Genomic DNA, 25,186 nt, shown 5'->3' with positions numbered 1-25,186 from the left:
GCCGGGGGACCGTGCCGGATCACGCCCGCCGCGGCGCCGGGAGGCGAGGCCCAGGGGGGCCGCTTATGGTGTTCGAGGGCGTTGTCCCGGTCCGCGGCGGAGCGCCCCTGGAGGCATCGATGCTGGCCAAGCTGTCGACGCGGTCCGCGGCCCGGCGCTGTGCGGGCGTCGGGGCCGTGACGCTGGCCCTGCTCGGCGCGGGGCTGCCGGCGGCGGTCGCGGGCGACGCGCCGCCCGGTCTGAGCCGGTTCTACCATCAGAAGGTGAAGTGGGCGGCGTGCGAGGCGGGCGCCCCCAAGGACATGCAGTGCGGCAAGGTCACCGTCCCCCTCGACTACGCCCGTCCGGGCGGGGGCACCCTCGACCTGGCGCTGTCCCGCTACCGGGCCACCGGCCCGTCGCGGGGTTCGGTGGTGCTCAACTTCGGCGGTCCCGGCGGCGCGGGCGTCCCGGTACTCGCCTCGGACGGCGGCAAGGAGTTCATGGACCTGACCAACGGCTACGACGTGGTCACCTTCGACCCCCGGGGCGTCGGCAGGTCCTCCCCGGTCAGCTGCGGGATCGGCACCGACGCGGACTCCTCGGGCTCGGGCGGCGACTCGGTCGGCGCGAACCCGGACCTCGGCAACGCGACGGCGGCACGCAAGGCGCTGGAGGAGTGGAAGAAGGTCGCGGCCGAGTGCGCCCGGCACTCCGGCCCGGTACTGCCGCACATAGGGACCGTCGACACGGCCCGGGACCTCGACGTGATCCGTCAGGCCCTCGGCGACCGCAAGCTCAACTACCTGGGCTTCTCCTACGGCACCCGGCTCGGCGCGGTGTACGCGGCCGAGTTCCCGCACAAGGTGGGGCGGATGGCCCTCGACGGGGTGGACACGCTGACCGAGCCCCTCTCGGAGCAGGGCCGGGTGGCCGCCGAGGGTCAGCAGACGGCACTGGAGGACTTCCTCGACTGGTGCGTGCAGGACATCGCCTGCCCGTTCGGGCAGGACCGGCGCGCGGCCGGCGACCAGGTGCTGCAGCTCATCAGCTCGCTGGACGAGAGCCCGGTGCCGAACGGTTTCGGCGGCAGGCTCTCGGGCCAGGACCTGGTGGGCGCGATCGGGCAGGCGCTGTACAGCAAGGCCATGTGGCCCTCCCTGGAGCGTGCGATAGCCTCTCTGGTCCAGGACGGTGACACCCGCGGTGTCGAGGCCTTCGCGACCGGCGGTCTGGCCCCGCCCCCGGGCGGCCGGCAGGCCCGGCGGGACGCGCCGGAGCGGGCCGGTGCGGCGAAGCCGCCGGGCAGCGGCGGCGGACTGGTGGGCGCGGCGGACGTGCCGCCGGACAACGCGCCGGCCGCGATGATGGCGATCAACTGCGCGGACGACCCGGACCGGCCCAGCGCCGCGCAGCTCACCAAGGACCTCGGCCGGCTCAGCGCCGACTACGCGGCGGCCTCACCGGTCTTCGGCCGGTACCGGCTCACCGAGCTGCTGATGTGCTACGGCCGCCCCAAGGGCAGCGACTTCATCCGCGAGAAGGTCAAGGACCTCGACAGCGCCAGGATGCTGCTGGTGGGCACCCGCGGTGACCCGGCGACCCCGTACCGCTGGACCGTGGAGACCGCGCGGCGGCTGGGCCGGTCGGCCGTGGTGCTCGACAACCGGGGTGAGGGTCACACGGGGTACGCGTCCTCCCGGTGCGTGCACCGCAAGGTGAACGACTTCCTGCTCTACGGCTCCCTGCCGCCGAGCGGCAGCTCCTGCCCGCCGGACACGCAGCCCGGCATCAGCGGGTGAGAAGCCGGCGGGTGACGTCAGCGGCTGCGGGATCAGCCCGTGCGGAATCAGCGGGTGACAGCTCCGGTCCGGCTCAGCCGGTGACGATCTCCGGCTGGTAGAGGTCCAGCCACAGGGCCAGGTCCAGGGTCTTCTCCAGGCCGCGCCGGGCCGCCTGGGTGATGACGGGCGTGTCGCGGTGCGCGGCCTCGCGCACCCGCTCGCGGTCGACGAGGTCGAACACCGGGTGGCCGGGCCGGGCGAGCAGGTCCTTGGTGTGGTCCTGGAGGGCGAGCGCGTACTTGGGGTCCTGGGTGGAGGGGTAGGGGCTCTTGACCCTGTCGTACACGGACCTGGGCAGCAGGTCCGCGGTGGCCTCCCTGAGCAGGCTCTTCTCCCGTCCGTCGAAGGACTTCAGGGACCAGGGCGTGTTGTAGACGTACTCCACGAGCCGGTGGTCGCAGAAGGGCACCCGGACCTCCAGGCCGACGGCCATGCTCATCCGGTCTTTGCGGTCGAGCAGGACGCGCACGAAGCGGGTCAGGTGCAGATGGCAGATCTGCCGCATCCGGTACTCGAAGTCGCTCTCGCCGTCGAGGCGGTGGATGCCGGAGACGGCGGTGCGGTAGCTCTCGGCGACGTACGACGGCAGGTCCAGCGTCCGGGCGACGTCGGACCGCATGACGTCGCCGTCGTCGCCGAAGTCGCGGGCGAAGCGCACCAGCCAGGGGAAGGTGTCGGCGCGGCGGGCCTCCTCGTCGAAGAACTGCTGGTAGCCGCCGAAGACCTCGTCGGCGGACTCGCCGGACAGGGCGACGGTGGAGTGGTCGCGGATGCTGCGGAACAGCAGGTACAGCGAGGCGTCCATGTCGCCGAAGCCCATGGGCAGGTCGCGGGCCCTGAGCACCTTCGCCCGCACGTCGGGGTCGGCGAGCGTGTGGGCGTCGAGCACGATGTCCTGGTGGTCGGTGTCCGCGGCGCGGGCCAGGTCGTGCACGAACGGCGTGTCGGGGGTGGCACGGAGTTCGTCGGCGACGAAGTTGTCGGTCTGGCCGACGAAGTCGACGGCGAAGCTGCGTACCCTCTCGCCGTGCTCGGCGAGTTGACGGGCGGCCAGCGCGGTCATGGCGGAGGAGTCCAGGCCGCCGGAGAGCAGGGTGCAGCGGGGCACGTCGGCGACGAGCTGGCGGCGCACGATGTCGTCCAGGAGGGTGCGGACGGTGGCGATGGTGGTGTCCCGGTCGTCCAGGTGGGGCCGGGTGTCCAGCCGCCAGTAGACGCGGGTGTGCGGGCCGGTGCGGTCGACGGTGACGACGGTGCCGGGTTCGACCTCGCGCATGCCGTCCCACACGGCGTGTCCCGGGGTCTTGACGAAGGTGAACAGCTCGCGCAGCCCGTCGAGGGTGACACGGCGGCGGATGAGCGGGTTGGCGAGGATCGCCTTGGGCTCGGAGCCGAAGAGGACGCCGTCGGGGGTGGGGTGGTAGTAGAACGGCTTGATGCCCATGCGGTCGCGGATCATGACGAGCTTGTCGTGGCGGCCGTCCCACACGGCGAAGGCGTACATGCCGTTGAGCCGCTCCGCCACGGCGTCGCCCCATTGGAGATAGCCGCGCAGGACGACCTCGGTGTCGGAGTCGGTGGTGAAGCGGTGGCCGCGCGCGACGAGGTCGGCGCGCAGTTCGGTGAAGTTGTACGCCTCGCCCGAGTAGACGAGTGCGACCGTGCCGTCCGGGGTGTCGGCGGTCATGGGCTGGCGGCCGCCGGGCAGGTCGATGATCGCGAGCCGGCGGTGGCCGAGGGCGGCGGGCCCGTCGGTCCACGTGCCGCGCGCGTCCGGGCCGCGGCAGGCCATCGTCTCCGTCATCGCGTCCAGGGTCGCGGCCTCGGCGCGCAGGTCGCGGTCGTAGGAGACCCAGCCGGTGATGCCGCACATGTCGTACCTCCTGGCGCACCAGTTGCATCAAGCACCTATATGACGAGCCTGTGTCACCCGCCCGGGCCGGTCAACGCGGCCGTAACCCGAACGACCGTGCCGTCCTCGCACTTTCGGCCGCACTTTGCTTACGCGACACCTACGGATCAGCCGCCCACCAGGAGCGACCCGCCGAAATTCGGCCACGGGCAAAGACTGTCCCAACATGGGCAAACGCATCCCGCGCCGCATCCCATCCCGGCTCCGGCGACGGGCCCGGCGGAACGTGGTGGCGGCCGGCACCGCGGGGGCGGCCACCGCGCACCAGGACACCGATTACTCCAAATGCCCGGTATGGGAAATCGCCCTATGGTGCTGTCATGGAGCACGATCTGAGTCCCGCGACCCTTGCCGAGCTGCGGCGCCCCCGCAGCTATCCCGCGGTGTCCGTGCTGACGCCGACGCACCGCCGTGAACCCGACAACTTCCAGGATCCGGTCCGGCTGCGCAATGCCGTGGCCGAGGCCAAGAAGCAGCTGGAGACCGACCCGGCGGTCACCCGGGAGCGGCGCACCGACGTCGTGCGGCAACTGGACCAGGCCCTCGCCGAGGTGGACCTGGCGCATGCCGAGGACGGGCTGCTGATCCTCGCGGCGCCCGGCGAGCACCAGGTCTGGTCGCTCGGCCGTGCCGTTCCGGAGCGCGTGGTCCTCTCGGACACGTTCCTCACCCGCAACCTGGTCTCCGCGCACGCCGCCGAGCGCCCCTTCTGGGTCCTGTCGGTCTCCGCGGACCGCATCACCCTGTGGAACGGCGGGGGCGGGCGGATCACCGAAGAACGCACCGGCGGTTTCCCGCTGGCCCGGGACCTCGGCGAGAACTTCGACGCCGAGCGCCAGGAGCAGATCGGTGACGCGCCGAGCATGTTCCGCGACGAGCGCACCCGCCACTTCCTGCGGGAGGCCGACACCGCGATGAGCGCGGTCCTGCGCGAGCACCCGCGCCCGCTGTACCTCACGGGCGTGCCGGCCGCGCTGTCCGTCCTCGACGAGTTCGGCTCGGTCGCCAAGGGCGCCGTCCAGGTGCCGCGCGGCGGGCTGGCCCACGGCACCGCCGAGGCCGTGTGGCGCGCGATACGGCCGGTGCAGGAGGCCCAGGCGCTCGAGAAGACCGAGGCCGTGGTCCGCGAGCTCACGGCGGCCCGCGGGCGCAAGGAGTTCGCGGCCGGCGTCGACGAGCTGTGGCGTACCGCCCGGGAGGGCCGGGTGCGGCTGCTGGCCGTCGAGGAGAACTACCGGGTGACGGTGCGCGACGCCTTCGGTGACCATCTGATCCCGGCCGAGATCGGCGACCTCGACGCCCGCGAGGACATCGTGGACGAGATCGTCGAGCTGTGTCTGGAGACCGGGGCCGAGGTCCGCTTCGTCCCGGACGGCACCCTGGGCGAGGAGCAGGGCATGGCCGGGGTCCTGCGGTACTGAGAGCGAGAGCGCACCGATCGGACCGAGAGCGCTCCCAGCCCCCTCACGCTCCCTCCTGACCGGCGTCTACGCTACGGCGGGACTCGTCGGCGAGGAGGGAGCGCGTACGTGGGTGAGCTGCTGGGCGTGGCGGTGCTGGGTGCCGGGCACATGGGGGCCGATCACATACGACGACTCGACCAGGTGGTGAGCGGAGCCAGGGTGGCCGCGGTGGCCGACCCGGACACGGCACGGGCGAAGGAGGCGGTGGGCGGGATCGCGGGTGTCTCGGTGCACGAGGACGCGGTGGCCGCGCTCGACGCCCCTGGCGTCGAGGCCGTCCTGATCGCCTCGCCCGGGCCCGCGCACGAGGAGGCGCTGCTCGCGGCCTTCGCGCGGGGGCTGCCGGTGCTGTGCGAGAAGCCGATGGTCCCCGACTCGGACGGGGCGCTGCGGGTGGTGGAGGCGGAGGCGCGGCTCGGGCGGCGGCTGGCACAGATCGGCTTCATGCGGCGCTACGACGCCGAGTACCGGCGGCTGAAGTCGCTGCTGGACGGCGGGGCTCTGGGACGGCCGCTGATGCTGCACTGCACCCACCGCAACGTCTCCTCGCCGCCGCACTTCACCAGCGCCATGCTGATCAACAGCTCGGTGTCGCACGAGATCGACGCGGCCCGCTGGCTGCTCGGCCAGGAGCTGACCGCGGTGACCGCGCTGCGTCCGGCGCCGTCCTCGGGGGCGCCGCAGGGCCTGCTGGACCCGCAGTTCGTGCTCTTCGAGACGGATCGGGGGGCGCTGGTGGACGTGGAGGTGTTCGTCAACTGCGGCTTCGGCTACCAGGTGCGCTGCGAGGCCGTCGGCGAGACGGGCAGCGCCCGCATCGGCGAGGAACACGGGATGGCCGTCACCTCGGGGGGCGGCGCCCGCCAGGAGGTGCCCCAGGACTACCTCGTACGTTTCGCCGACGCCTACGACCGTGAGGTCCAGGCCTGGGTGGACGCCACCCGGCGCGGACGCGTCACCGGCCCCGGCACCTGGGACGGCTACGCCGCCTCCGCCGTCGCCGAGGCCGGGGTCCGCTCGCTCGACAAGGGCGGGCGCGTAGAGATCACGCTCGCCCCGCGCCCGGACCTGTACGCGCCGGCCGACCGCTGAACCGCACGCGCGTGACGGGTGTTGCCGGTCCGCGTCGGCCCGGGAGCGGCCGCGCGTGGCGGCCGTTGCACTCAGACCGTGCCGAACAGGGCGTTCAGGCCTCGGTCGACGGCCGCGGACACGTCCTCCTGGCCGGCCGCGACGACGGCGTAGGTGCGCAGCAGGAAGCGGCGCAGGGCGGGGGTGTCGAGCTGGAGGAGCGCCATGCCGGACCGCGAGTGCAGTTCGAGCGCCGTGCGGGTCTCACCGCAGGGCCACAGGTGCACGTCCCCCGCCCCGGCGGGCTGTCCGAGGCCCTCCTCCAGCAGGGAGCGGGAGAAGGTCCAGGAGACCTCCTTGCCGTCGAGGGAGGCCTCGGGCGGGAAGTCCATGTGCACGGCCAGCGGGTCTCCGGAGGCATAGCGGAGGGTGGCGGGCACGGCGAGTTCCTGCTCGTCCGCCGTGATCAGGCGGGTGCGGACGGGCTGCTCGAGGGTGATGTCCATGGATCGGTCTCCCCTGCGGGTCGGAGGTCGGCCGGCGCCGTGTCGGTCTGGCGTGTGTTGTTAGGAGTCCGCAGGGTCGATTTGCATTACGCCCGACCGACCCTAATTGATGTGACCTGCGTCACTGTCACGTCGGGGGCGGCACCCCAGGCCCGGAGGAATGGAACAGACACTCGTCGAACGTCTTCTTGAATGACGACTCGGGCTCATGACGGTCCGCCAAGTCACGTAGCTCACCTACGATTTGCCCGCTCGATCGCGTACGCCGCGGCAGCGGTCGAGTCGTCCGGGGGAGACTGTGGCATATGCCAGGTGCACCACCGTATCGTGTGTTGCCGAATCCCTTACGGGCCCTGGCCCGCTGTGCGACAGTCGTAGCGGTCCCCCACAGCACCCTGGCCGCACCGCTCGTCGTCCCCCCCTTCCGGAGTGCGTCATGCCGTCCCCTCTCTCCGCGGACCGCTCGGCCGCCCAGCCGCCGGGACGCGGCACCGTCGACGCCCTGATATCGCAGGCACGCAGGCTTCGGGGCGAGGTGGACGCCGTACGGCAGGAGACGCGGGACGACACCGCGGACCCGCGGGACCGGTGGGAGCGCGCGCTGTGCGACCTGGCCCTGCACCAACTCCGTGATCTGGGCGAGCACCTGGCCCAGCTGCGGGACGGCCCGCCCCCGGTCCCGGCCGTACCCGGTTCGGCGACCGAGGCGCCCGCCGAACCGGGCGGCGCGCGCCGAGGCTCCCTGCTCAGCCGGGTCGGCAGCGCGGAGTGGAACCTGCTGACGGACGAGGCCGGCTGGTCCGCCGAGTTCTACCAGATCCTCGGCCACGACCCCGCCGGCCCCGCGCTCACCCTCGACGAACTGCCCTCCCTGGCGCTCGACGAGGACCGGCCCCGGCTCACCGCGATGATCACCGACTGCCTGGTCGACGCCCGGCTCATCGACGGGGAGTTCCGCATCGTGCGACCGGACGGCACGGTCCGTACCGTCCACATGATGGGCGAGCCCGTGGTGGACACCGACGGCGGCACGGCCTCGATGTGGGCCGTGCTGCGCGACGTCAGCGAGCTGCGCCGCAGCCAGTCGGCGGTGCGCGAGACCCGTGACGTCCTCCAGCACCACCGGCGCCTGGCGCAGACCGAGCGCCGGCTCGCGGCCGAACTCAAGGAGGCCGTGCTGCCGTCGTGGCAGGGCACCCTGCGGCTGCCTCGCCGGGGCCGCCCTGCCCTCGACCTGGCCGCCTCCCACCTGCCCGCCTCCGCCGGCGCGCCCGTGGGAGGCGACTGGTACGACGCGCAGGAGCTGTCCGACGGCGAACTGCTGCTCGGCGTGGGCGGCCTCGCCGGCCACGGGCCCGGCGCGGCCTCCGGCATGGCGATGCTGCTGGGCGCCCTGCGCGGCCTGGCGATGGCGGGCACCGCGCCCGGCCGGCTGTTGACGGGACTGAACCGGTTACTGCACGCCACCACCGAGCCGGCCCTGGGCAGCGCCGTGTGCTGCCGCTACCGGCCCGCCACCCGCACCCTGGTGTGGGCACGGGCGGGCCACCCCGCCCCGCTGCTGTTCCGCGACGGGACGGCACGGACCCTGGACGCGCCGGAGGGCGTCCCGCTCGGCGCCACCCCCGGCGCCGACTACGGGCAGGCCGAGGAGACCCTCGACGTGGGCGACCTGCTGGTGCTGCACACCGGCACACTGGTGCCCGGGCACGACCTAACGGCCGCCGTGGACCGCCTGCTCGCCCTCGCCCCGCGGTTCGGCGCGGCGCACAGCGCGCGGGACTGCGTGCGAACGCTCGTGGAGGAGTTCACCGCGAGCGGGCGCGCGGACGACGCCTGTGTGCTCGTCGCCAGAGTGACGACGTAGCCGAAGGAACAACGTAGACGGAAGGGGCGACGTAGCCGGCCGCAGGGACCCCGGCCGCCCCACTACGCCAGCGCGCTGCCGGGGCTCTTCCCCTTCCCCTTGGGCATGGCCAGCCGGATCTCCTCCCGCAGCTCGTGGATCTTCGGATAGCCGGCGTACTGGGCGGTGAGCCGGTACATCTGGCGCAGCCGGTCCCAGGTACGGCGGGAGGAGTTCGACCCCATCGCCATCAGGGCCAGCCGGGCGTACCGCGCCGCCTGTTCGGGATCGTCCGCGATGAAGCAGGCGGAGGCCATGGAGAGATGGTCGAAGATCTTCGACCGCTCGCGCCCGTCGACGCGCAGGGCCAGGGCCTTCTCCGCGTAGTGCTGGGCGTGCACGGCAGCGCCCGGGTCGAACTCGGCCAGCGTGCGGTACGCCAGCGCGTGCATGCCGTACAGGTCCTCGTCCTTGAAGGTCTGCATCCAGTCGAGCGGCTTCGCGTCGCCCTTCTCGGAGACGAACAGGTCCTCCGCCTGCCCGAGGGTGCGGCGCATCGCCTGGCCCTTGCCCATCGACGCCTGCGCCCAGGCCTCGATGGTGTGGAACATCGCCTTGGTGCGCGGCTGCAGGCGCTCGCCCGAGCCGGACTGGGCGAGTTTCATCAGGTCCAGCGCCTCGTCGGGCCGGCCCAGATGCACCATCTGGCGTGCCGCGCGGGACAGCGCCTCGCCGGCGCGGGGGCGGTCGCCGCCCTCGCGTGCGGCGTGCGCGGCGATGACGAAGTACTTCTGCGCGGTCGGCTCCAGGCCGACGTCGTGCGACATCCAGCCCGCCAGGACGGCGAGGTTGGCGGCGACGCCCCACAGGCGCCGCTGGAGGTGGGGTGGGTGGCGGTAGGCGAGCATGCCGCCCACCTCGTTGAGCTGGCCGACCACCGCCTTGCGCTGAAGCCCGCCACCGCGGGCCGCGTCCCAGGCCCGGAACACCTCCACCGAGCGTTCCAGTTCCTCGACCTCCTGCGACCCGACGGGAGCCGCGTCGTAACGGTCGTACCCGGCGGGGTCGGCGTGCAGGGGCTGGTCGAGTCGGGGGGCGTCGGCCTTGAGTGTGGGGTCGGTGTGCAGCCAGTCGTGCATGGCGCCGCTGAGTGCGGATCCCGCGGTGAGCGCGGCACCCGCGCCCACCAAGCCGCGTCGGTTGAGCATGAGGTCCATTCCCGTGAATTCGGTGAGGACCGCGGCGGTCTGCTCGGGCGCCCACGGCACTCCGTCGGGAAGGTCCACACTCCCGTCGCCCTGCCGTTTCCCCGTGCGCCCGTGCCGTACCAGACCGAGGTCCTCGATGGTCACGACACGGCCGAGACGCTCGGTGAACAGGGCCGCCAGCACCCGCGGTACGGGATCGCGCGGGATCTCTCCCGTGTCGATCCACCGCCGCACCCGGGAGGTGTCGGTCGCCAACTGGGGGTGGCCCATGGCCCCCGCCTGCCGGTTGACCAGCCTCGCGAGTTCCCCTTTGGACCAGCCGGCCAGGCCGAACAGGTCCGCGAGACGGGTGTTGGGTTGTCCTGTCACGTCAAGCCCCCAGGTACTCGGCTGAGTTGACAGTAGACCCGCCGAGACTTGCCGGGCGACTATTCGCCAGGGTTCGCCAGGGTGCGCCAGATGGTGTGCCACGGGACGACGGGTGTCAGGTAGGAACGCGCCACCCCGACCCGGTGGCCCGTCGATATGACAGGCGCATTCCCCAGGGTGCGTCAGGGCGACCGGGCCGGGCAGGGCGCGTCAAGCAGCAGGCACACGAAGGGATCTGTCTCGGCCATGTACGCAGCATCGTCCTCCGTGTCCGCCCCGCCCCGGTCGCTGCGCCCCCGTCCGGGCGCCGGCGGCCCCTACCTCGACCCCGCGCGTCCGCCGGTCCCCGCGCTCGGTGCGGGCCGGCCGCGGCGCGCCGCGGGGACCGGCACACAACCGCTCAGCGGGAGAATCGACTTGTCCGGCCCCCAGGGCGCCCAGCTGCGCACGGCGCTGGCCTCGGTGCACCGGATCTGTCCGGAGTTCGCTCCGGTGCAGGTGCTGCGCCGCAGCGGCCGGTCCGTGCTCCTGGTCGGCACGACCGGGCGCAGCACGGCCGTCGCCAAGTGTTTACTGGACCACTCGCCCGCGTGGGCCGAGCGGTACCGGCACGAGATAGCCGCATACCGCTCGTTCGTCCGGCACCGGCCGCCGGTCCGTGTGCCCCGGCTGATCGCGGCGGACCCGGACAACTGCACACTGGTGATCGAGCGCATGCCGGGCCGGGTGGCCGCGCTCCAGCGGCACCCGGTGGAGACCCCGCCGCGGGCGGACATCAGGGCGGCCCTCGGAGCGATCTGCCGACTGAACTCCTGGCGTCCGCCGGCGGGCACGTTCGACGCCCCGCTGGACTACGCCGCCCGTATCTCCCGCTACCACGACCTGGGGTTGCTCACCGACCGCGACATGGGCGACCTGCAGAAGCTGCTGCACGGCATCGCGCACGCCGCGGGCCGGCAGGGCATGGGCCAGTTCTGCCACGGCGACGCGCTGCTCGCGAACATCCTGCTCTCGCCGGCCGGTCCAGTGCTGGTGGACTGGGAGCACGCGGGCTGGTACCTGCCGGGCTACGACCTGGCGACGCTGTGGTCGGTCCTCGGGGACGCCCCCGTGGCGCGGCGGCAGATCAGCCAGCTCGCCCAGGCGGCGGGCCCGGCGGCGCGGGACGCCTTCCTGGTGAACCTGATGCTCGTGCTGACCCGGGAGATCCGTACGTACGAGACGGCCGTGCAGCGCTCGATGCACGACGCGGCCCCGGTCGCACCGGGCTCGGCCCATCCGGGTGCCGTGCCGTCCGGCGAGGAACAGCGGCTGCTGCTGCGGCGGCTGCACGACGACTGCCAGCTGGCCCGCCGGGCCGTGCGGGCGGCGGTCGGCACTCGCTGACGGCGACGACGGTCCGTGGCGCGTCCGCCGCAGGGCGGCGCACCGCGGGCCTTTGTCGTGTGCCGATTCGCGAGCCGCTTCGCCTCCCGTGCGTGTCCCGCTTTCGAAGGGCCCGTGGAGAGGCCATTGGTGTACGCCACTGACGCCCCGCAGGCCCCGGTCCCTCCGTCGCGAAACTCGCCGGAACCGCGATTGACGTGGGAAATCACGTCGGTGTGCGCATGATTGACGGATCGTCGGACAGCCGGTACCACTGATCACGCCTGAACCCGCGGGAGCTTTCGCAGCCCCTGGGTCTCAGTGGTACCAGCCCCGCACGCCCCGCCACGCTCGAGCGCCCCAGGAGGCTGCATTGCGAGGACCCGCCACCCACCCCAGACCCGCGCCGGTCCGCGGAGGCGCGCCGAGAGCGGGGGGAGGCGCACGCACGGCGGCCGGCGCGGTCGCCGCCGCCGCGCTGCTGCTGCCGCTGCTGGGCGCCGCCCCCTCCGCGGGCGCCGCCGCGGACGACACCGGCCGGCTGCAGCGCGCGTTCACCTCCGCCTCCGCCGAGTACCACGTGCCGCTCAGCGTCCTGCTGGGCGTGTCCTATCTGCAGTCCCGCTGGGACGGGCACGGCGGAGCGCCGAGTGTGACCGGCGGCTACGGCCCGATGCACCTCACCGACGCGCGCACCGCTCTCGCCCGCGCCCCGCACCACAGCGAGGGCACCGAGGACGCACGCGGCGACAGCGCCCGCCCGGCCCTGCACCCGGACACGAAGGTGCCGACGGACTCCGCACTGCCCGCCCGGCTGAAGACCCTGACCAAGGCTGCCGGGCTGACCGGTATCCCCGCCGAGCGGCTGCGCAGTGACGCGGCGGCGAACATCGAGGGCGGTGCGGCGCTGCTGGCCGCCGCCCAGAAGAAGCTCGGCGAGCCGCTGAGCGAGAACCCGGCCGACTGGTACGGGGCGGTGGCCGAGTTCTCCGGGGCGGACGACAGCGCGACGGCGGCGGCGTACGCCAACGACGTCTACGACGTGATCCGCTCCGGCGAGCGGCGCACCACCGACGCCGGGCAGCAGGTCGTCCTGGCCGCCCGGCCGCAGCTCGCGCCGGACCTGGCGCAGCTGGCGCTGACCGGGCTGCGGAACGTCTCGGCGGACGGCACCGAGTGCCCGGCCTCGGTGTCCTGCGAGTGGATCCCGGCGCCGTACGAGCAGTTCGGTACCGACGACTACGGCAACCACGACGTGGCCGACCGGCCGGCGTCGCAGCGCATCCGCTACATCGTCATCCACGACACCGAGGGCACCTGGGACGGGGTCCTGAACCTGATCAAGGACCCCACCTATGTGTCGTGGAACTACACGCTGCGCTCCACCGACGGGCACATCGCCCAGCATGTGAAGGCCAAGGACGTGGCCTGGCACGCGGGGAACTGGTACGTCAACGCGGCCTCGATCGGCCTGGAGCACGAGGGGTTCCTCGCCGACCCGGACGCCTGGTACACGGAGGCGATGTACCGTTCCTCGGCGCGGCTGGTGAAGTACCTCGCCGGGAAGTACGGCATCCCGCTGGACCGGCAGCACATCCTCGGCCACGACACGGTGCCGGGCCCCACCACCGGGACCATCCCCGGCATGCACACCGACCCGGGGCCGTACTGGGACTGGCGGCACTACTTCCAGCTGCTCGGCCACCCGTTCGAGCCCACCGCGGGCAAGAACGGCGGGCTGGTGACCATCCGCCCCGACTACGCCGCCAACCAGCCGGAGTACACGGGCTGCGCGACGGCCGGCGAGCTGTGCGCGGCACACGGCTCCAGCGAGGTACGGCTGTACTCGCAGCCGGACACCTCCTCACCCCTGATCAAGGACATCGGGCTGAGGCCGGGCGGCGGTGACTCGACGATCGACGTGAACGACGTGGCCTCGCGGGTGGAGACCGGTCAGCAGTACGCGGTCGCCGACCGGCAGGGCGACTGGACGGCGATCTGGTACCTGGGACAGAAGGCCTGGTTCCAGAACCCGGCGCAGCAGCCCACCGCGGTGAACGCGGCCGGGCTGGTGGTGACGCCGAAGGCCGGGCTGGACAGTGTGCCGGTGTACGGGCGGGCGTATCCGGAGAAGGAGGCCTATCCGGCGGGCGTCCCGGCCCAGTCGGTGTCGCCGCTGCCGTACAAGCTGCTCGCGGGCCAGAAGTACGTGGTGGGTGACCTGGTGCCGGGCCAGTACCTGTACGCGGTCACCTTCACCACGGACTCGCACCGGGTGGTGACCGGCAAGGACCTCTACTACGAGATCCAGTTCGGCCATCGGGTGGCGTTCGTACGGGCCGCGGACGTGCGGCTGCAGTCCTCGCTCCGGTAGGGACCGCGGGTCGGGGGACCCGGGGGAAAGGGGCCGGCCTCTCGCTCGACGAGGCGCCGGCCCTTCGTCCGCCGTCTGAGCCGGTCGGTCAGCCCTGCTGGAACAGTTCGGCGGGCAGCGGCTTGAGGAGGGCGTACAGATCGTCGGTGATCGGGCGGTCCCAGGCGGCGATGGTGACCAGGACGCCGTCGCTGCGGTCGAACTGCACGCAGGAGATCCGGCTCTCGGAGAGCTTCAGCCGGCGCACGATCAGGAGGTTGTCGCCCTGCAGCACCGGCATGTCCTCGGTGCCGACGACGGCGATCTCCTCGTCGTTCTCCAGGGCGAGCAGCAACTGGGCCACCTCGAAGGGCACCTCGCCCTCGGCGACGTCCCGGGCCGGGGAGCCCTCGGGGAGATTGCCGATGATCATCGCGGTGCCGCGGCCGCCGAACAGGTCGTAGCGCAGGAACACACCCTGGCAGGTGCCGTCGGGCGCGGGCAGCAGCCCGGCGCCGAGGTTGCCGGGCCAGTCGCCCGGGTCCATGGCCAGCACGTCGAAGTCGGGCCCGGCGGGGGTGGCGCTACGGCGACGGAGGAACGACATGCCGCCATGGTACGTGCCCCTGCCCCCTCCGCGTCCTCCGGGCAGCCGCCGCCCCCTCCCGAAATCACCCGAACCCGTTCGGCGCAGGCACCGTGTGCCGTGCGTGTGGCGTGTTCACTCCTCGGGGGGTGACGGGGGGACCACCGCGATCGGGCTTGCCGCGTGCAGCAGGACGGCGTGGGTGACGGAGCCGATCATGCGGGCCGGGGCGAGCAACCGGCGGCGGTGGCGGCCCACCACGACGAGTTCGGCGTCCCGGGAGGCGGCGACCAGGTGGCCGGCCGCGTCGCCGGGCGCCACGTGCAGGTCGGCGGGGACGTCGGTGTGCCGGGCGCGGTGCGGGTCGAGGAAGCCCTCGGCCAGGGTCCGGACCTCGTTCTCCACCTCGCCCTGGTCGATCAGCGGCGAGATGTACTCGTTGGGAGCGAGCCAGGTCCGGGCCGGCCAGGCGTAGGCGACCACCACCCGGACCCGGGCCCCGCGCCGCGCGGCCTCGCTGAAGGCGAACTCCGCCACCGCCTCGTCGGGGCTGTCGACGTTCAGGCCGACGACCACCCGGGGTCCCGGCGCGGGCGGTGCCTCGCCCGCCTCGTCGTGGACCCCTCGGCCGGGCCGGGGCACCACGACGACCGGGCACTCGGCGTCACGGGCGGCGGCCAGGCCGTTGGAGCCGAGCAGCAGACTGGCGAAGCCGCCGCGGCCCCGTGAGCCGAGCACCAACAGCTGTGCGTCGGCGCCCAGTTCCGGCAGCAGCGCGCCCGGCAGTCCGTCCAGGGCCACGTACTCGACCGGCGTGCCGTCGTCGGTGCGCCCGGCCAGGTGGATGCGGGCGTGGTCGAGCACCGGGTCGTCCTCGCCGTTCGGCGGACCGGCGACCAGGACGTCGGGGACCCAGGCGGCGTACTGCCGCACATGCACCGCCCGCAAGGGCGCCCCTCGCCGTCGGGCGGCGTCCAGCGCCCAGTCCAGGGCGCGCAGGCTGTCGTCCGAGCCGTCGACGGCCGCGACGACCGGCGGGCTGCTCATGGTTCCTCACCTCCGGGTGGCGACCCTGCCCGCTGCCGGGCTCGTGCCGGGTCCGGCCCGGCGACGGTGCCGGCCCGGCAGGCCCTCACAGATCGCGTGTCCCCGAAAGCGCCGGGCACACCCCGGATGCGCGCCCGTCAGGTGAGGTCGAACTCTCCCTCCCGGGCCCCGGACACGAACGCGCCCCATTCCGCCGGGGTGAAGATCAGGGACGGACTGCCCGCGCGGCCGCTGTTGCGCATAGCGATGAATCCCTCGACAAAGGCGATCTGGACATCTCCCAGGCCGCGACTGCTGGACTGCCACTCGGCGCTGCTGAGGTCCAGCTCCGGCTTGTCCCATCCCGCGAGCGGGTGCTGCTGGACAGTACTCTCGGCCACGTCCGTGCTCCTCCCGATTCGTCGTCCGCGGGCCAGCCTAGCGATCGCACCCGGGTGCCGACAGGCCACGTGAGGGGAACCTTTGAGGAGCCGGTTGCTGCGCTGCCGCGAGGCGCGCGGAGAGGACGGACGGCCCGTGGTGCGCTGCCTCCTGCCGGGCACCGTAACCGGATCTGCGCCGGCCGGGCGGTCACCTCGCCGAGGGCGGCGCGGCGTCCGCGAAGAGGGCCGCGACGCGGCGCACGAACCACTGAGGGTCGTCCACCCACGGATAGTGTCCGGCGCCGGGCTGCACGGCGAACTCGGCGGGCCCGAACGCCGCGGCGGCCCGGCGGGCCAGGTCGGGGCGGGGTCCCCCGTCGAGTCCGCCGGCGAGGACGAGGACCGGGGCGGTGAGCTCGCTCAGTGCGGTGCGGGTGGCGTCCGGGTCGTACGCGGACTCGGTGAAGTACCGGTCCGCGGCCTCGTCGTTCGTCTGTTCGTCGTCGGCGTCGGCATGGGCGCGGACGGTCTCGTTCCAGCGGCCGTAGAAGAACGGTGTGCACGCCGGGTCGTATTCGCCCTCCCCCGCCAGCCAGGCCTCCAGCGCCGGGTACGCCGTGTCGAACCACGGCTCCTCGCGCCGCAGCCGGGCGGCGGCCAGGCGGTCCTCGGCCGTCGCGCGCAGGCCGAGCGGGCGCAGGGCGGTGGTGATGAGCGCGAGCCGTGCCACCCGCCCGGGGTGGCGGGCCGCGTACGGCGCGGCCAGGCTGCCGCCGGCCGAGTGCCCGAGCACGTCGATCCGCTCCAGGCCCAGGTGCGCGCGCAGCGCCTCCACGTCGTCCACCTGCCGGTCGCAGCGGTAGGTCGCCGGGTCGGCGGGCACCGCTGAGTCGCCGGTGTCCCGCAGATCGAGCAGGACCAGGCGCCGGTGGGCGGCGAGCCCGCCGAGGTCCCCCAGGTACGCCGAGGCGCGCATCGGCCCTCCGGGCAGGACGACGAGGGGCTCGCCGTCCCCTCGCAGGTGGTGGGCGAGCCGGGTTCCGTCGGGCGCGGTGAAGATCGGCACGGCGTCGATCCTGGCCGCCGGGAACGCCGGCCGCCAAGGGAATTTCCCTTCGGGTCTTGCCTGGGGCCGGACGGCCTGGATTACTGATCCCAGCATCTCGACCGAATGATCGGTCGACCGTATTGTCGTGGTAGGTGAGGAGAGTTCCGGATGGCGCAGGCGACGGAGCTGCTGGACGCGGGGGAACGGCTGGACGTGGCGGAGCTGCGGGCGCTGCAGCTGGAGCGGCTGCGGGCCTCGCTGCGGCACGCGTACGAGAACGTGCCGTTCTACCGGGAGTCCTTCGACAAGGCAGGTGTGCGTCCGGAGGACTGCCGTTCGCTCGCCGACTTGGCCCTCTTCCCCTTCACTGCCAAGGCGGACCTGCGCGAGAACTACCCGTACGGAATGTTCGCCGTGCCCCGGGAGCGCATCCGCCGTATCCACGCCTCCAGCGGCACCACCGGGCGTCCTACGGTGGTCGGCTACACCGACGACGATCTGTCGATGTGGGCGGACATGGTGGCCCGGTCGCTGCGCGCGGCGGGCGCCCGGCCCGGCGACACCGTGCACGTGGCGTACGGCTACGGACTGTTCACCGGCGGCCTCGGCGCCCACTACGGCGCCGAGCGGCTCGGCTGCACGGTCGTCCCGGCCTCGGGCGGCATGACCGCCCGGCAGGTGCAGCTGATCCAGGATCTCGAGCCTCGGATCATCATGGTGACCCCGTCCTACATGCTGACGCTGCTCGACGAGTTCGAACGCCAGGGCGTCGATCCGCGCTCCACCTCGCTGCGGGTCGGGGTCTTCGGGGCCGAGCCGTGGACCGAGGAGATGCGCGGGGAGATCGAGGAGCGGTTCGGGATCGACGCGGTCGACATCTACGGGCTGTCGGAGGTGATCGGGCCGGGCGTCGCGCAGGAGTGCGTGGAGACCAAGGACGGCCTGCACATCTGGGAGGACCACTTCTACCCGGAGGTCGTCGACCCGATCACCGGCGAGGTGCTGCCGGAGGGCCAGGAGGGGGAACTGGTGTTCACCTCGCTCACCAAGCAGGCGATGCCGGTCGTGCGCTACCGGACCCGGGACCTGACGCGGCTGCTGCCGGGCACGGCGCGGGTCTTCCGGCGCATGGAGAAGATCACCGGCCGCAGCGACGACATGGTGATCCTGCGCGGGGTGAACCTCTTCCCCACCCAGATCGAGGAGATCGTCCTGCGCACCCCGGGTGTCGCCCCGCACTTCCAGCTCCGCCTGACCCGTGAGGGCCGGCTCGACGCGCTCACGATCCGCGCCGAGGCCCGCCCCGGCACCGGACCGGCCGCCCGGGAGGCCGCCGCCCGCTCCATCACGGCGGCGGTCAAGGACGGCATCGGGGTGTCGGTCGCGGTGGAGATCGTGGAGCCGGAGTCCCTGGAGCGTTCGGTGGGCAAGATCAGGAGGATCGTGGACCTGCGCCCGTGATCCGTGTGCGCAGTTGCCGCTTGAGGATCTTGCCGCTGGCGTTGCGCGGCAGGTCGGGCACGAAGACCACCGTCTTGGGTGCCTTGAAGTGGGCGAGCCGCTCGCGGGCGTGCGCGATCAGCTCGGCCTCGGTGACCTCGCCGCGCGGCACGACGAACGCCGTGACGGCCTCGATCCACCGGTCGTCGGGGAGGCCGACCACGGCCACCTCGGCGACCCGCGGGTGCGTGTACAGGGCGTCCTCGACCTGGCGGGAGGCCACCAGCACACCACCGGAGTTGATGACGTCCTTCACCCGGTCCACGACCGTGTAGTAGCCGTGCGCGTCGCGCACCGCGAGGTCGCCGGAGTGGAACCAGCCGTCACGGAACGCCTCGGCGGTCTCCTCCGGCTTGCCCCAGTAGCCCTCGCACAGCTGCGGGGAGCGGTAGACGACTTCGCCGGGCGTGCCGTCGGGCACGTCCTTGCCGTCCTCATCGACCACCCGGGCGTCCACGAACAGCACCGGCCGCCCGCAGGACTCCATCCGGCCCTGGTGCTCGTCGGGGCCCAGCACCATGGCCAGGGGCCCGATCTCGCTCTGGCCGAAGCAGTTGTAGAAGGCCAGCCCGGGAAGGCGCTCCCGCAGACGCTCCAGGACCGGCACCGGCATGATCGAGGCCCCGTAGTACGCCTTGCGCAGTCCGTCGAGGTTCCGGCCGTCGAAGTCGGGGCGGCCCGTCAGGCCGATCCAGACGGTGGGCGGGGCGAACAGGCTGTCCGCGCGCCCGGCCTCCACCAGGTCGAGGATCCGGTCGCCGTCGGGCGCGTCGAGGACGATGCTCGTCGCACCGACGGCGAGGTACGGCAGCAGGAACACGTGCATCTGCGCCGAGTGGTAGAGCGGCAGCGCGTGCACCGGCCGGTCGCCCGCGCTCAGGTCGAGGGCGGTGATCGCGCTCAGGTACTCGTGGACCAGCGCCCGGTGCGTCATCATCGCGCCCTTGGGCAGGGCGGTGGTGCCCGAGGTGTAGAGCAACTGCACCAGGTCCTCGCCGCGCGGCTCGGGGCCGTCGTAGGGCGGCGTCGACGGCAGCGCGGCCAACAGCGAGTCCTCGGCGTCGCGCAGCGGCAACGACCGTACGGACGCCGGGAGCCGCCCGGCGAGGTCCGGGTCGGCGAGGACGAGCGCGCTGCCGGACTGGCCGAGGATGTAGGCGAGTTCGTCCCCGGTGAGGTTCTGGTTGACCGGCACGTGCACCAGGCCCGCGCGGGCACAGGCGAGGAAGGCGATCAGATAGGCGTCGGAGTTGTGGCCGTAGGCGCCGACCCGGTCGCCGGGGGCGAGCCCCTGGTCGAGCAGGACGCTCGCCGCCCGGGAGACGGCGTCGTCGAGTTCGGCGTACGTCCAGGAGCGCTCGCCGTACTCGAGCGCGACCCGCGCCGGGGTGCGCCGGGCACTGCGCCGCAGGACCCCGTCGACCGTGCTCCCGTGTCCAGGCGTCATGACAGATGATCCTCGGCCCGTCACGGAGCGAGGTCAAGCGCCGGGAGCACGTGGGTGCGCGACCGCGGCCGAAGCTCGTCCTCCTCCGTTGCGTCCCCGCCGGTCTCCGCATGCCCCGTTGACAAGGGCCACTTCTGACAGGAAAGTTTCACCCCGCACGGCAAGTCCCGAAAGATACTTTCAGCCAGTACGACGGGAGGCCTCACCATGACCGACGGCGCGGCGGACAGAGACGGACGCGGGCTGACCCGCCGTCAACTGGGCCGGGTCTCCCTGCTCCTGGGAGGTGCGCTGGGCCTGGCCGCCCTGCCCGCGGGCCCGGCCGCGGCGGCCGGGCCGCCCGCCTCCCCGGCCGGCCGGCCCACGTTGCGGTACGGCTCGCCCGAGCGGGCCGGGCTGCTCCCCGCGCCGCTGCGCCAACTCGTCACCGACGCCGAGGCGTTCCTCGGCCCCTCCCCCGAACACCCCTGGTACGCGGGCGCCGTGCTGCTCGCGGGCCGTGGCGGCACCGTGGCGCTGCACGAGCCGATCGGCATGGCGGTGCGCTACGCGTCGTACGACGAGAAGACCGACACCGGCGTGGAGTTCCCGCCCGAGCAGCAGCGTCCGGCGACCCGGGACACCGTCTACGACCTGGCCTCCGTCTCCAAGCTGTTCACCTCGGTCCTGGCCGTGCAGCAGATCGAGCGGGGCACGCTGGAGCTGGAGGGCAAGGTCGCCTCCTACCTCCCGGACTTCGGTCGTGCGGGCAAACAGGAGGTGACGCTCCGCCAGCTCCTCACGCACACCTCGGGTTTCCGCGCCTGGATCCCGCTGTACGGCGCGCCGACGTACGAGCAGAAGCTGGAGCTGATCTGGAACGAGGCGCCGCTCAACCCGCCCGGCACGGCGTACCTGTACTCCGACCTGAACATGATCTCCCTCCAACTGGTCCTGGAGAAGATCACGGGCCGCGCCCTGGACGTGCTGCTGGCCGAGGAGATCACCGGCCCGCTCGGCCTGCACCGCACCCGGTACAACCCGCCAGCGTCCTGGAAGCCGGACATCGCGGCCACCGAGGACGCCCGCCTGCCGTGGTCCGGTCTCGACCGGGGCCTGGTGTGGGGCGAGGTGCACGACGAGAACGCGTTCAGTCTCGGCGGCGTGGCCGGGCACGCGGGGGTGTTCTCCAGCGCCTGGGACCTGGCGGTGCTCGGCCGGACACTGCTCAACGGCGGCGCCTACGGGCGCGCGCGCATCCTGGAGCCGGAGTCGGTGGAGCTGATGCTCACCGACTTCAACACCGCCTTCCCCGGTGAGAACCACGGCCTGGGCTTCGAGCTGTACCAGCACTGGTACATGGGGGCGATGGCCACCCCGCACACCGCCGGACACACCGGCTTCACCGGCACCTGTCTGGTGCTGGACCCGACGACCGACTCCTTCCTGGTCGTCCTCGGCAACTCCGTGCACCCGGTGCGCACCTGGCGGTCCGGCTCGGCTCCCCGGGTCGCGGCCGGCAACAACCTGGCGCGGGCCGTGGCCGTCCGCCCGGACCGGGGGCGCAGGGCCTGGTTCTCCGGCATGGCGAGCGCGACCACGGCGACCCTGGTCCTGCCCGCGCTGGACACCTCAGCCGGCGGTGCGCGGCTGCGCTGCTCCCTGTGGTGGGACACCGAGCCGCGGTGGGACCTGCTCTTCCTGGAGTCCACGGCCGACGGCGGCGCCACCTGGCAGCCGGTCCCCTTCACGACGACGCGCCGGGGCGAGCCGCCACAGCAGCACCCGGCGGGCACCGCCACCGGCTTCTCCGGCCGCGTCTGGCACCGGCTCACCGCCGGCCTCCCGGCGGCCCGGCAGCTGACGCTGCGCTGGCGGTACGCGACGGACCGGCTGTACGTGGGACGCGGCGCCTACGTCGGCGCCCAGCGGGTCGACGTGGGCGACCGCGTCCTGTTCGACGAGGCCCGCCCGGCGGACGCGGCACGGGTGACGGCCACGGGCTGGACGGCCTCGGAAGACTGACGGCCTCGAAGGACCAGGGTCTGTCCGGCGAACGGCTTCGCGGACGGGAGTGGGGCCGTCACCCCTGGGAGACGGCCCCACTCACCTGGGACGGACTGCCGAGGACGGCCTCACTCGTTGAAGACGGCCTTCTGCACCTCGTTCGGTCCGTCGAAGTGGTCCTGCTTGAGACCGCCGAGCCGACTGACGATCTTCTCGTTCGCCTGGTTCTTCTTGGCTCGCTCGACCAGGTGCTGCTTGTCCGTCGGGTAGTCCATGCCGCTGAGGGCCTTCTGCAGGTCGATGGGGCTGAGGTCGGCCATGGGAGCCTCCCGTGGGGGGTGGTACGGCCGCCGCGGGGCGGCCCGGTCCTGCTGACGAAAACTTCGCACTGTCGGAGTGCCCCACGGCGGCGGAGGCATTCAGCCGCCCTGTCCCGGCCGCCCCTCCAGTACCGCCATGGCCGCGTTGTGCCCCGGCACCCCGCTGACCCCGCCGCCGCGCACCGCGCCCGCGCCGCACAGCAGCACGTTGGCGTGGCGCGTCTCCACGCCCCAGCGGCCGGTCCCCTCCTGGGCGTACGGCCAGCTCAGCGCCCGGTGGAAGATGTTCCCGCCGGGCAGGCGCAGATCGCGCTCCAGGTCCAGCGGGGTCTTCGCCTCGATGCAGGGCCGGCCGTCGGCGTCCGTGGCCAGGCAGTCGGCGAGCGGTTCGGCGAGGTGGGCGTCGAGCCGGCCGAGGGTCGCCCTCAGCAGTTCGTCGCGCACGGCGTCGTTGTCCCGGGCGAAGAGCCGCGCGGGCGTGTGCAGGCCGAACAGGGTGAGCGTCTGATAACCCCGTTCCACAAGGCCGGGGCCCAGGATGGTGGGGTCGGTCAGGGAGTGGCAGTAGATCTCGGAGGGCGGGGCCGCGGGCAGCTCGCCGGCGGCCGCCTGGGCGTGCGCGGTGGCCAGCTGGCCGTAGCCCTCGGCGATGTGGAAGGTGCCGGCGAAGGCCTCGCGCGGATCCACGGAGGTGTCGCGCAGCCTCGGCAGCCGCTTGAGCAGCATGTTCACCTTCAGCTGGGCTCCTTCGGCGGGCGGCGGCGGCTCGTCCCCGGTCAGCTCGGCCAGGGCCTGCGGGGAGGCGTTCACCAGGACGTGCCGGGCACCGACCGTGCCCGCGCCGTCCGGGGTCCGGTAGGTGACCTCGGCGCTGCGGCCGTCGGAGGCCACCCGGATCACCTCGTGACCGGTGGCGATGCGGGCGCCCGCCGCGCGGGCGGCGTCGGCGAGGGCGTCGGTCAGCGCACCCATGCCGCCGACCGGGACGTCCCAGGCGCCGGTGCCACCGCCGATCACGTGGTACAGGAAGCAGCGGTTCTGCGCGAGGGACGGATCGTGGGCGTCGGCGAAGGTGCCGATGAGGGCGTCGGTGAGGACCACGCCGCGCACCAGGTCGTCGGCGAAGCGGTCCTCCACGGCGGCGCCGATCGGCTCCTCGAACAGCATCCGCCAGGCGTCCTCGTCGTCGACGCGGCGGCGCAGCTCCTCGCGGGTGGGCAGCGGCTCGGTGAGCGTGGGGAAGACCCGCCGGGCGACGCGGCCGGTCATGCCGTAGAACGACTGCCAGGACTCGTACTCCCGGTCGGAGCCGGTGAGCCGGGCGAAGGCCGCCCGGGTGCGCTCCTCGCCGCCGCCGACGAACAGCCCGGTGGGCCGCCCGTTCCGCTCGGCCGGTGTGTACGAGGAGACGGTGCGGGGGCGCAGCCGCACGTCCAGGCCCAGGTCGTCGAGGATCTTCCTGGGCAGCAGGCTGACCAGGTAGGAGTAGCGGGACAACCGGGCGTCGACCCCGGCGAACGGACGGGTGGAGACGGCCGCTCCGCCCGTGTGGTCCAGCCGTTCCAGCACCAGCACCGACCGGCCGGCCCGGGCCAGGTAGGCGGCGGCGACCAGCCCGTTGTGCCCGCCGCCGACGATCACGGCGTCGTACGTGCCCTGTGCCTCATGTGCGCTCATGGCTCTTGGTAACACGCGGTGATCCACTTCGGCCAGGGGTGCGCGGCGCGCTGCGCACCCGGCTCGGTGGGCCCCGCTAGGCGACCGCCCTCTCAGTGGCCGCCCGCCGCCCGCTGCTGGCGCAGCACGGCCACCCTGCGGTACAGCTCGCCGGCCTCGGCGGCGCGGCCCAGCTGTTCCAGGCAGTGCGCCTCGTCGTTGCGGCTGGCCAGGGTGTCGGGGTGGTCGGCGCCCAGGACCTGCTCGCGGGCGGCGGCCACCCGGCGGTACTCGGTGAGCGCGTCGGCCCAGCGGCCGAGCCAGCCCAGGCCGACGGCGACCTCGCGGCGGCTGACGAGGGTGTCCGGGTGGCCGGTGCCCAGGACCCGCTCGCGCAGGGCGCACACGTCGCGGGACTCGGCGAGTGCCTCCTCCCAGCGGCCGAGACGCCCGAGATTGACCCCGAGTCCATGGCGGGCCCGCAGGGTCTCGGGGTGGTGGGGGCCGTGCACCCGGCTGCGGTCCTCGATCAGGGCGCGGTAGAGCCGGAGCGCCTCGGCGCTGCGGCCGAGGCGGCCCAGGCTGATGCCGATCTCGTAGCGGGCGGCGAGGGTGTCGGAGTGGTCGGCGCCCAGCACCCGGGCGCGGGCCTCGGCGACCTCCCGGTAGGTCCCCAGCGCCTCGGCCCAGCGGCCCAGCTGCCCGAGCGCGTAGGCCACCTCGTACCGGGTGACCAGGGTGTCGGGGTGCTGCGGGCCGAGCACCCGGGCGCGGGCGGCGGCCACCTGGCAGGCCATGCGGTACGAGTCCTCGAGGCGGCCCAGTCTGCTGAGGTTGAAGGCCAGGTTGTGCCGGCAGCGCAGGCTGTCGGGGTGGTCGGCGCCCATGGTGCGCTCGCGTGCGGCGAGCACGGCCGTGTACACCTGGTGGGCGTCGAAGTGGCGGCCCAGCTGCCCGAGGACGTACGCCATCTCCTGCCGGGCGGCGAGCGTCTCCGGGTGGTCGGGGCCGAGCGCACGGATGCGGGCCTCGGCCACGTGCTTGTACTCGCTCAGCGCGTCGGCGGCGCGGCCGGTGCGGCTGAGGGTGAAGGCGACCTCGTAGCGGCTGGCGAGGGTGTCGGGGTGGTCGGCACCGAGGAGCCGGGCGCGCGCGGCGGCGACCTCCCGGTGTATCTCGCCCGCCTCCGTCCAGCGGCCGAGCCGCCCCAGGCCGAGGGCCTCGTGGTGGCGGCCGTCGAGGGCCTCGACGGCCGCCGGGGGCGGGGTGCGCCGCCGGTCGGGCACGGCGGCGGGCCCGGCACCCGGCCCGGAGGCCG

Annotated in this window: 19 protein-coding genes; 8 read left to right on the top strand and 11 right to left on the bottom strand. The window is 73.3% G+C overall.

Annotated elements, in window-relative coordinates; translation table 11 throughout:
* Window positions 1-119 precede the first annotated feature (119 nt).
* A complete protein-coding gene (locus R2S09_RS28715) occupies window positions 120-1,781 on the top strand; it encodes an alpha/beta hydrolase (protein WP_316744185.1) in 1,662 nt (553 codons plus the stop codon).
* 73 nt (window positions 1,782-1,854) lie between these two features.
* Here the strand turns inward: R2S09_RS28715 and asnB are convergent, their stop codons facing one another.
* Entirely contained in the window at window positions 1,855-3,696 is a 1,842-nt protein-coding gene (gene asnB, locus R2S09_RS28710; protein ID WP_306187605.1) for an asparagine synthase (glutamine-hydrolyzing), read from the bottom strand.
* A 359-nt stretch (window positions 3,697-4,055) separates the two neighbouring features.
* Between asnB and R2S09_RS28705 the strand changes: the two genes are divergently transcribed.
* Entirely contained in the window at window positions 4,056-5,156 is a 1,101-nt protein-coding gene (locus R2S09_RS28705) for a chemotaxis protein (RefSeq protein ID WP_316744184.1), read from the top strand.
* Window positions 5,157-5,264: 108 nt separating this feature from the next.
* Window positions 5,265-6,290, top strand: a complete 1,026-nt coding sequence (locus R2S09_RS28700) for a Gfo/Idh/MocA family protein (protein WP_306187609.1) — start codon at window positions 5,265-5,267, stop codon at window positions 6,288-6,290.
* Between the two features lie 71 nt (window positions 6,291-6,361).
* Here the strand turns inward: R2S09_RS28700 and R2S09_RS28695 are convergent, their stop codons facing one another.
* The gene (locus tag R2S09_RS28695) at window positions 6,362-6,775 is read right to left on the bottom strand and encodes an SsgA family sporulation/cell division regulator (protein WP_316744183.1); all 414 of its coding nucleotides are present in this window, start codon (window positions 6,773-6,775) and stop codon (window positions 6,362-6,364) included.
* 436 nt (window positions 6,776-7,211) lie between these two features.
* On the opposite strand from R2S09_RS28695, the gene R2S09_RS28690 reads away from it, so the two are divergent.
* A complete protein-coding gene (locus tag R2S09_RS28690) occupies window positions 7,212-8,642 on the top strand; it encodes a SpoIIE family protein phosphatase (RefSeq protein ID WP_316744182.1) in 1,431 nt (476 codons plus the stop codon).
* Window positions 8,643-8,704: 62 nt separating this feature from the next.
* Here the strand turns inward: R2S09_RS28690 and R2S09_RS28685 are convergent, their stop codons facing one another.
* The gene (locus R2S09_RS28685; RefSeq protein WP_316744180.1) at window positions 8,705-10,198 is read right to left on the bottom strand and encodes a hypothetical protein; all 1,494 of its coding nucleotides are present in this window, start codon (window positions 10,196-10,198) and stop codon (window positions 8,705-8,707) included.
* A 246-nt stretch (window positions 10,199-10,444) separates the two neighbouring features.
* Here R2S09_RS28685 and R2S09_RS28680 point away from each other — a divergent pair, with 246 nt between their 5' ends.
* Both R2S09_RS28680 and R2S09_RS28675 read left to right on the top strand, forming a co-directional pair.
* Window positions 10,445-11,584, top strand: coding sequence for an aminoglycoside phosphotransferase family protein (locus R2S09_RS28680; protein WP_316744179.1), 1,140 nt, complete (start codon window positions 10,445-10,447; stop codon window positions 11,582-11,584).
* A gap of 352 nt (window positions 11,585-11,936) precedes the next feature.
* Window positions 11,937-13,937 (top strand): N-acetylmuramoyl-L-alanine amidase, encoded by a 2,001-nt coding sequence (locus tag R2S09_RS28675; RefSeq protein WP_399144881.1) that lies wholly within the window; start codon window positions 11,937-11,939, stop codon window positions 13,935-13,937.
* A gap of 88 nt (window positions 13,938-14,025) precedes the next feature.
* On the opposite strand, the gene R2S09_RS28670 is transcribed toward R2S09_RS28675, so the two are convergent.
* From R2S09_RS28670 to R2S09_RS28655, 4 genes are all read right to left on the bottom strand, one after another.
* Entirely contained in the window at window positions 14,026-14,523 is a 498-nt protein-coding gene (locus R2S09_RS28670) for a hypothetical protein (RefSeq protein WP_306187618.1), read from the bottom strand.
* 114 nt (window positions 14,524-14,637) lie between these two features.
* A complete protein-coding gene (locus tag R2S09_RS28665) occupies window positions 14,638-15,549 on the bottom strand; it encodes a universal stress protein (protein ID WP_306187620.1) in 912 nt (303 codons plus the stop codon).
* A gap of 137 nt (window positions 15,550-15,686) precedes the next feature.
* Window positions 15,687-15,929, bottom strand: coding sequence for a DUF397 domain-containing protein (locus tag R2S09_RS28660; protein ID WP_306187622.1), 243 nt, complete (start codon window positions 15,927-15,929; stop codon window positions 15,687-15,689).
* A 190-nt stretch (window positions 15,930-16,119) separates the two neighbouring features.
* On the bottom strand, window positions 16,120-16,977 hold the full coding sequence (locus tag R2S09_RS28655; protein ID WP_316744178.1) for an alpha/beta hydrolase: 858 nt from the start codon (window positions 16,975-16,977) through the stop codon (window positions 16,120-16,122).
* Between the two features lie 150 nt (window positions 16,978-17,127).
* Here R2S09_RS28655 and paaK point away from each other — a divergent pair, with 150 nt between their 5' ends.
* A complete protein-coding gene (paaK, locus tag R2S09_RS28650; protein ID WP_316744177.1) occupies window positions 17,128-18,420 on the top strand; it encodes a phenylacetate--CoA ligase PaaK in 1,293 nt (430 codons plus the stop codon).
* Here paaK and R2S09_RS28645 read toward each other — a convergent pair.
* Window positions 18,392-19,906 (bottom strand): acyl-CoA synthetase, encoded by a 1,515-nt coding sequence (locus tag R2S09_RS28645; protein WP_316744175.1) that lies wholly within the window; start codon window positions 19,904-19,906, stop codon window positions 18,392-18,394. The two genes, paaK and R2S09_RS28645, sit on opposite strands and share 29 nt — an antisense overlap.
* 207 nt (window positions 19,907-20,113) lie before the next feature.
* Here R2S09_RS28645 and R2S09_RS28640 point away from each other — a divergent pair, with 207 nt between their 5' ends.
* Complete coding sequence (locus tag R2S09_RS28640) at window positions 20,114-21,910, top strand: serine hydrolase (RefSeq protein WP_316744174.1); 1,797 nt, start codon at window positions 20,114-20,116, stop codon at window positions 21,908-21,910.
* A 110-nt stretch (window positions 21,911-22,020) separates the two neighbouring features.
* Here R2S09_RS28640 and R2S09_RS28635 read toward each other — a convergent pair whose 3' ends face one another.
* The 3 genes from R2S09_RS28635 to R2S09_RS28625 form a co-directional block, all read right to left on the bottom strand.
* The gene (locus R2S09_RS28635) at window positions 22,021-22,212 is read right to left on the bottom strand and encodes a DUF2795 domain-containing protein (protein WP_306187630.1); all 192 of its coding nucleotides are present in this window, start codon (window positions 22,210-22,212) and stop codon (window positions 22,021-22,023) included.
* 99 nt (window positions 22,213-22,311) lie between these two features.
* Complete coding sequence (locus R2S09_RS28630; protein ID WP_316744173.1) at window positions 22,312-23,889, bottom strand: NAD(P)/FAD-dependent oxidoreductase; 1,578 nt, start codon at window positions 23,887-23,889, stop codon at window positions 22,312-22,314.
* Between the two features lie 92 nt (window positions 23,890-23,981).
* Window positions 23,982-25,186: tetratricopeptide repeat protein (locus tag R2S09_RS28625; protein ID WP_316744172.1), on the bottom strand; the 1,205-nt coding region annotated here is incomplete at its 5' end.

This window comes from Streptomyces sp. MK7, assembly GCF_032658145.1.
GTDB lineage: Bacteria > Actinomycetota > Actinomycetes > Streptomycetales > Streptomycetaceae > Streptomyces > Streptomyces spiralis.
Note: the sequence above shows the minus strand (reverse complement) of the source record. Positions and strands in the feature narration are given on the sequence as shown.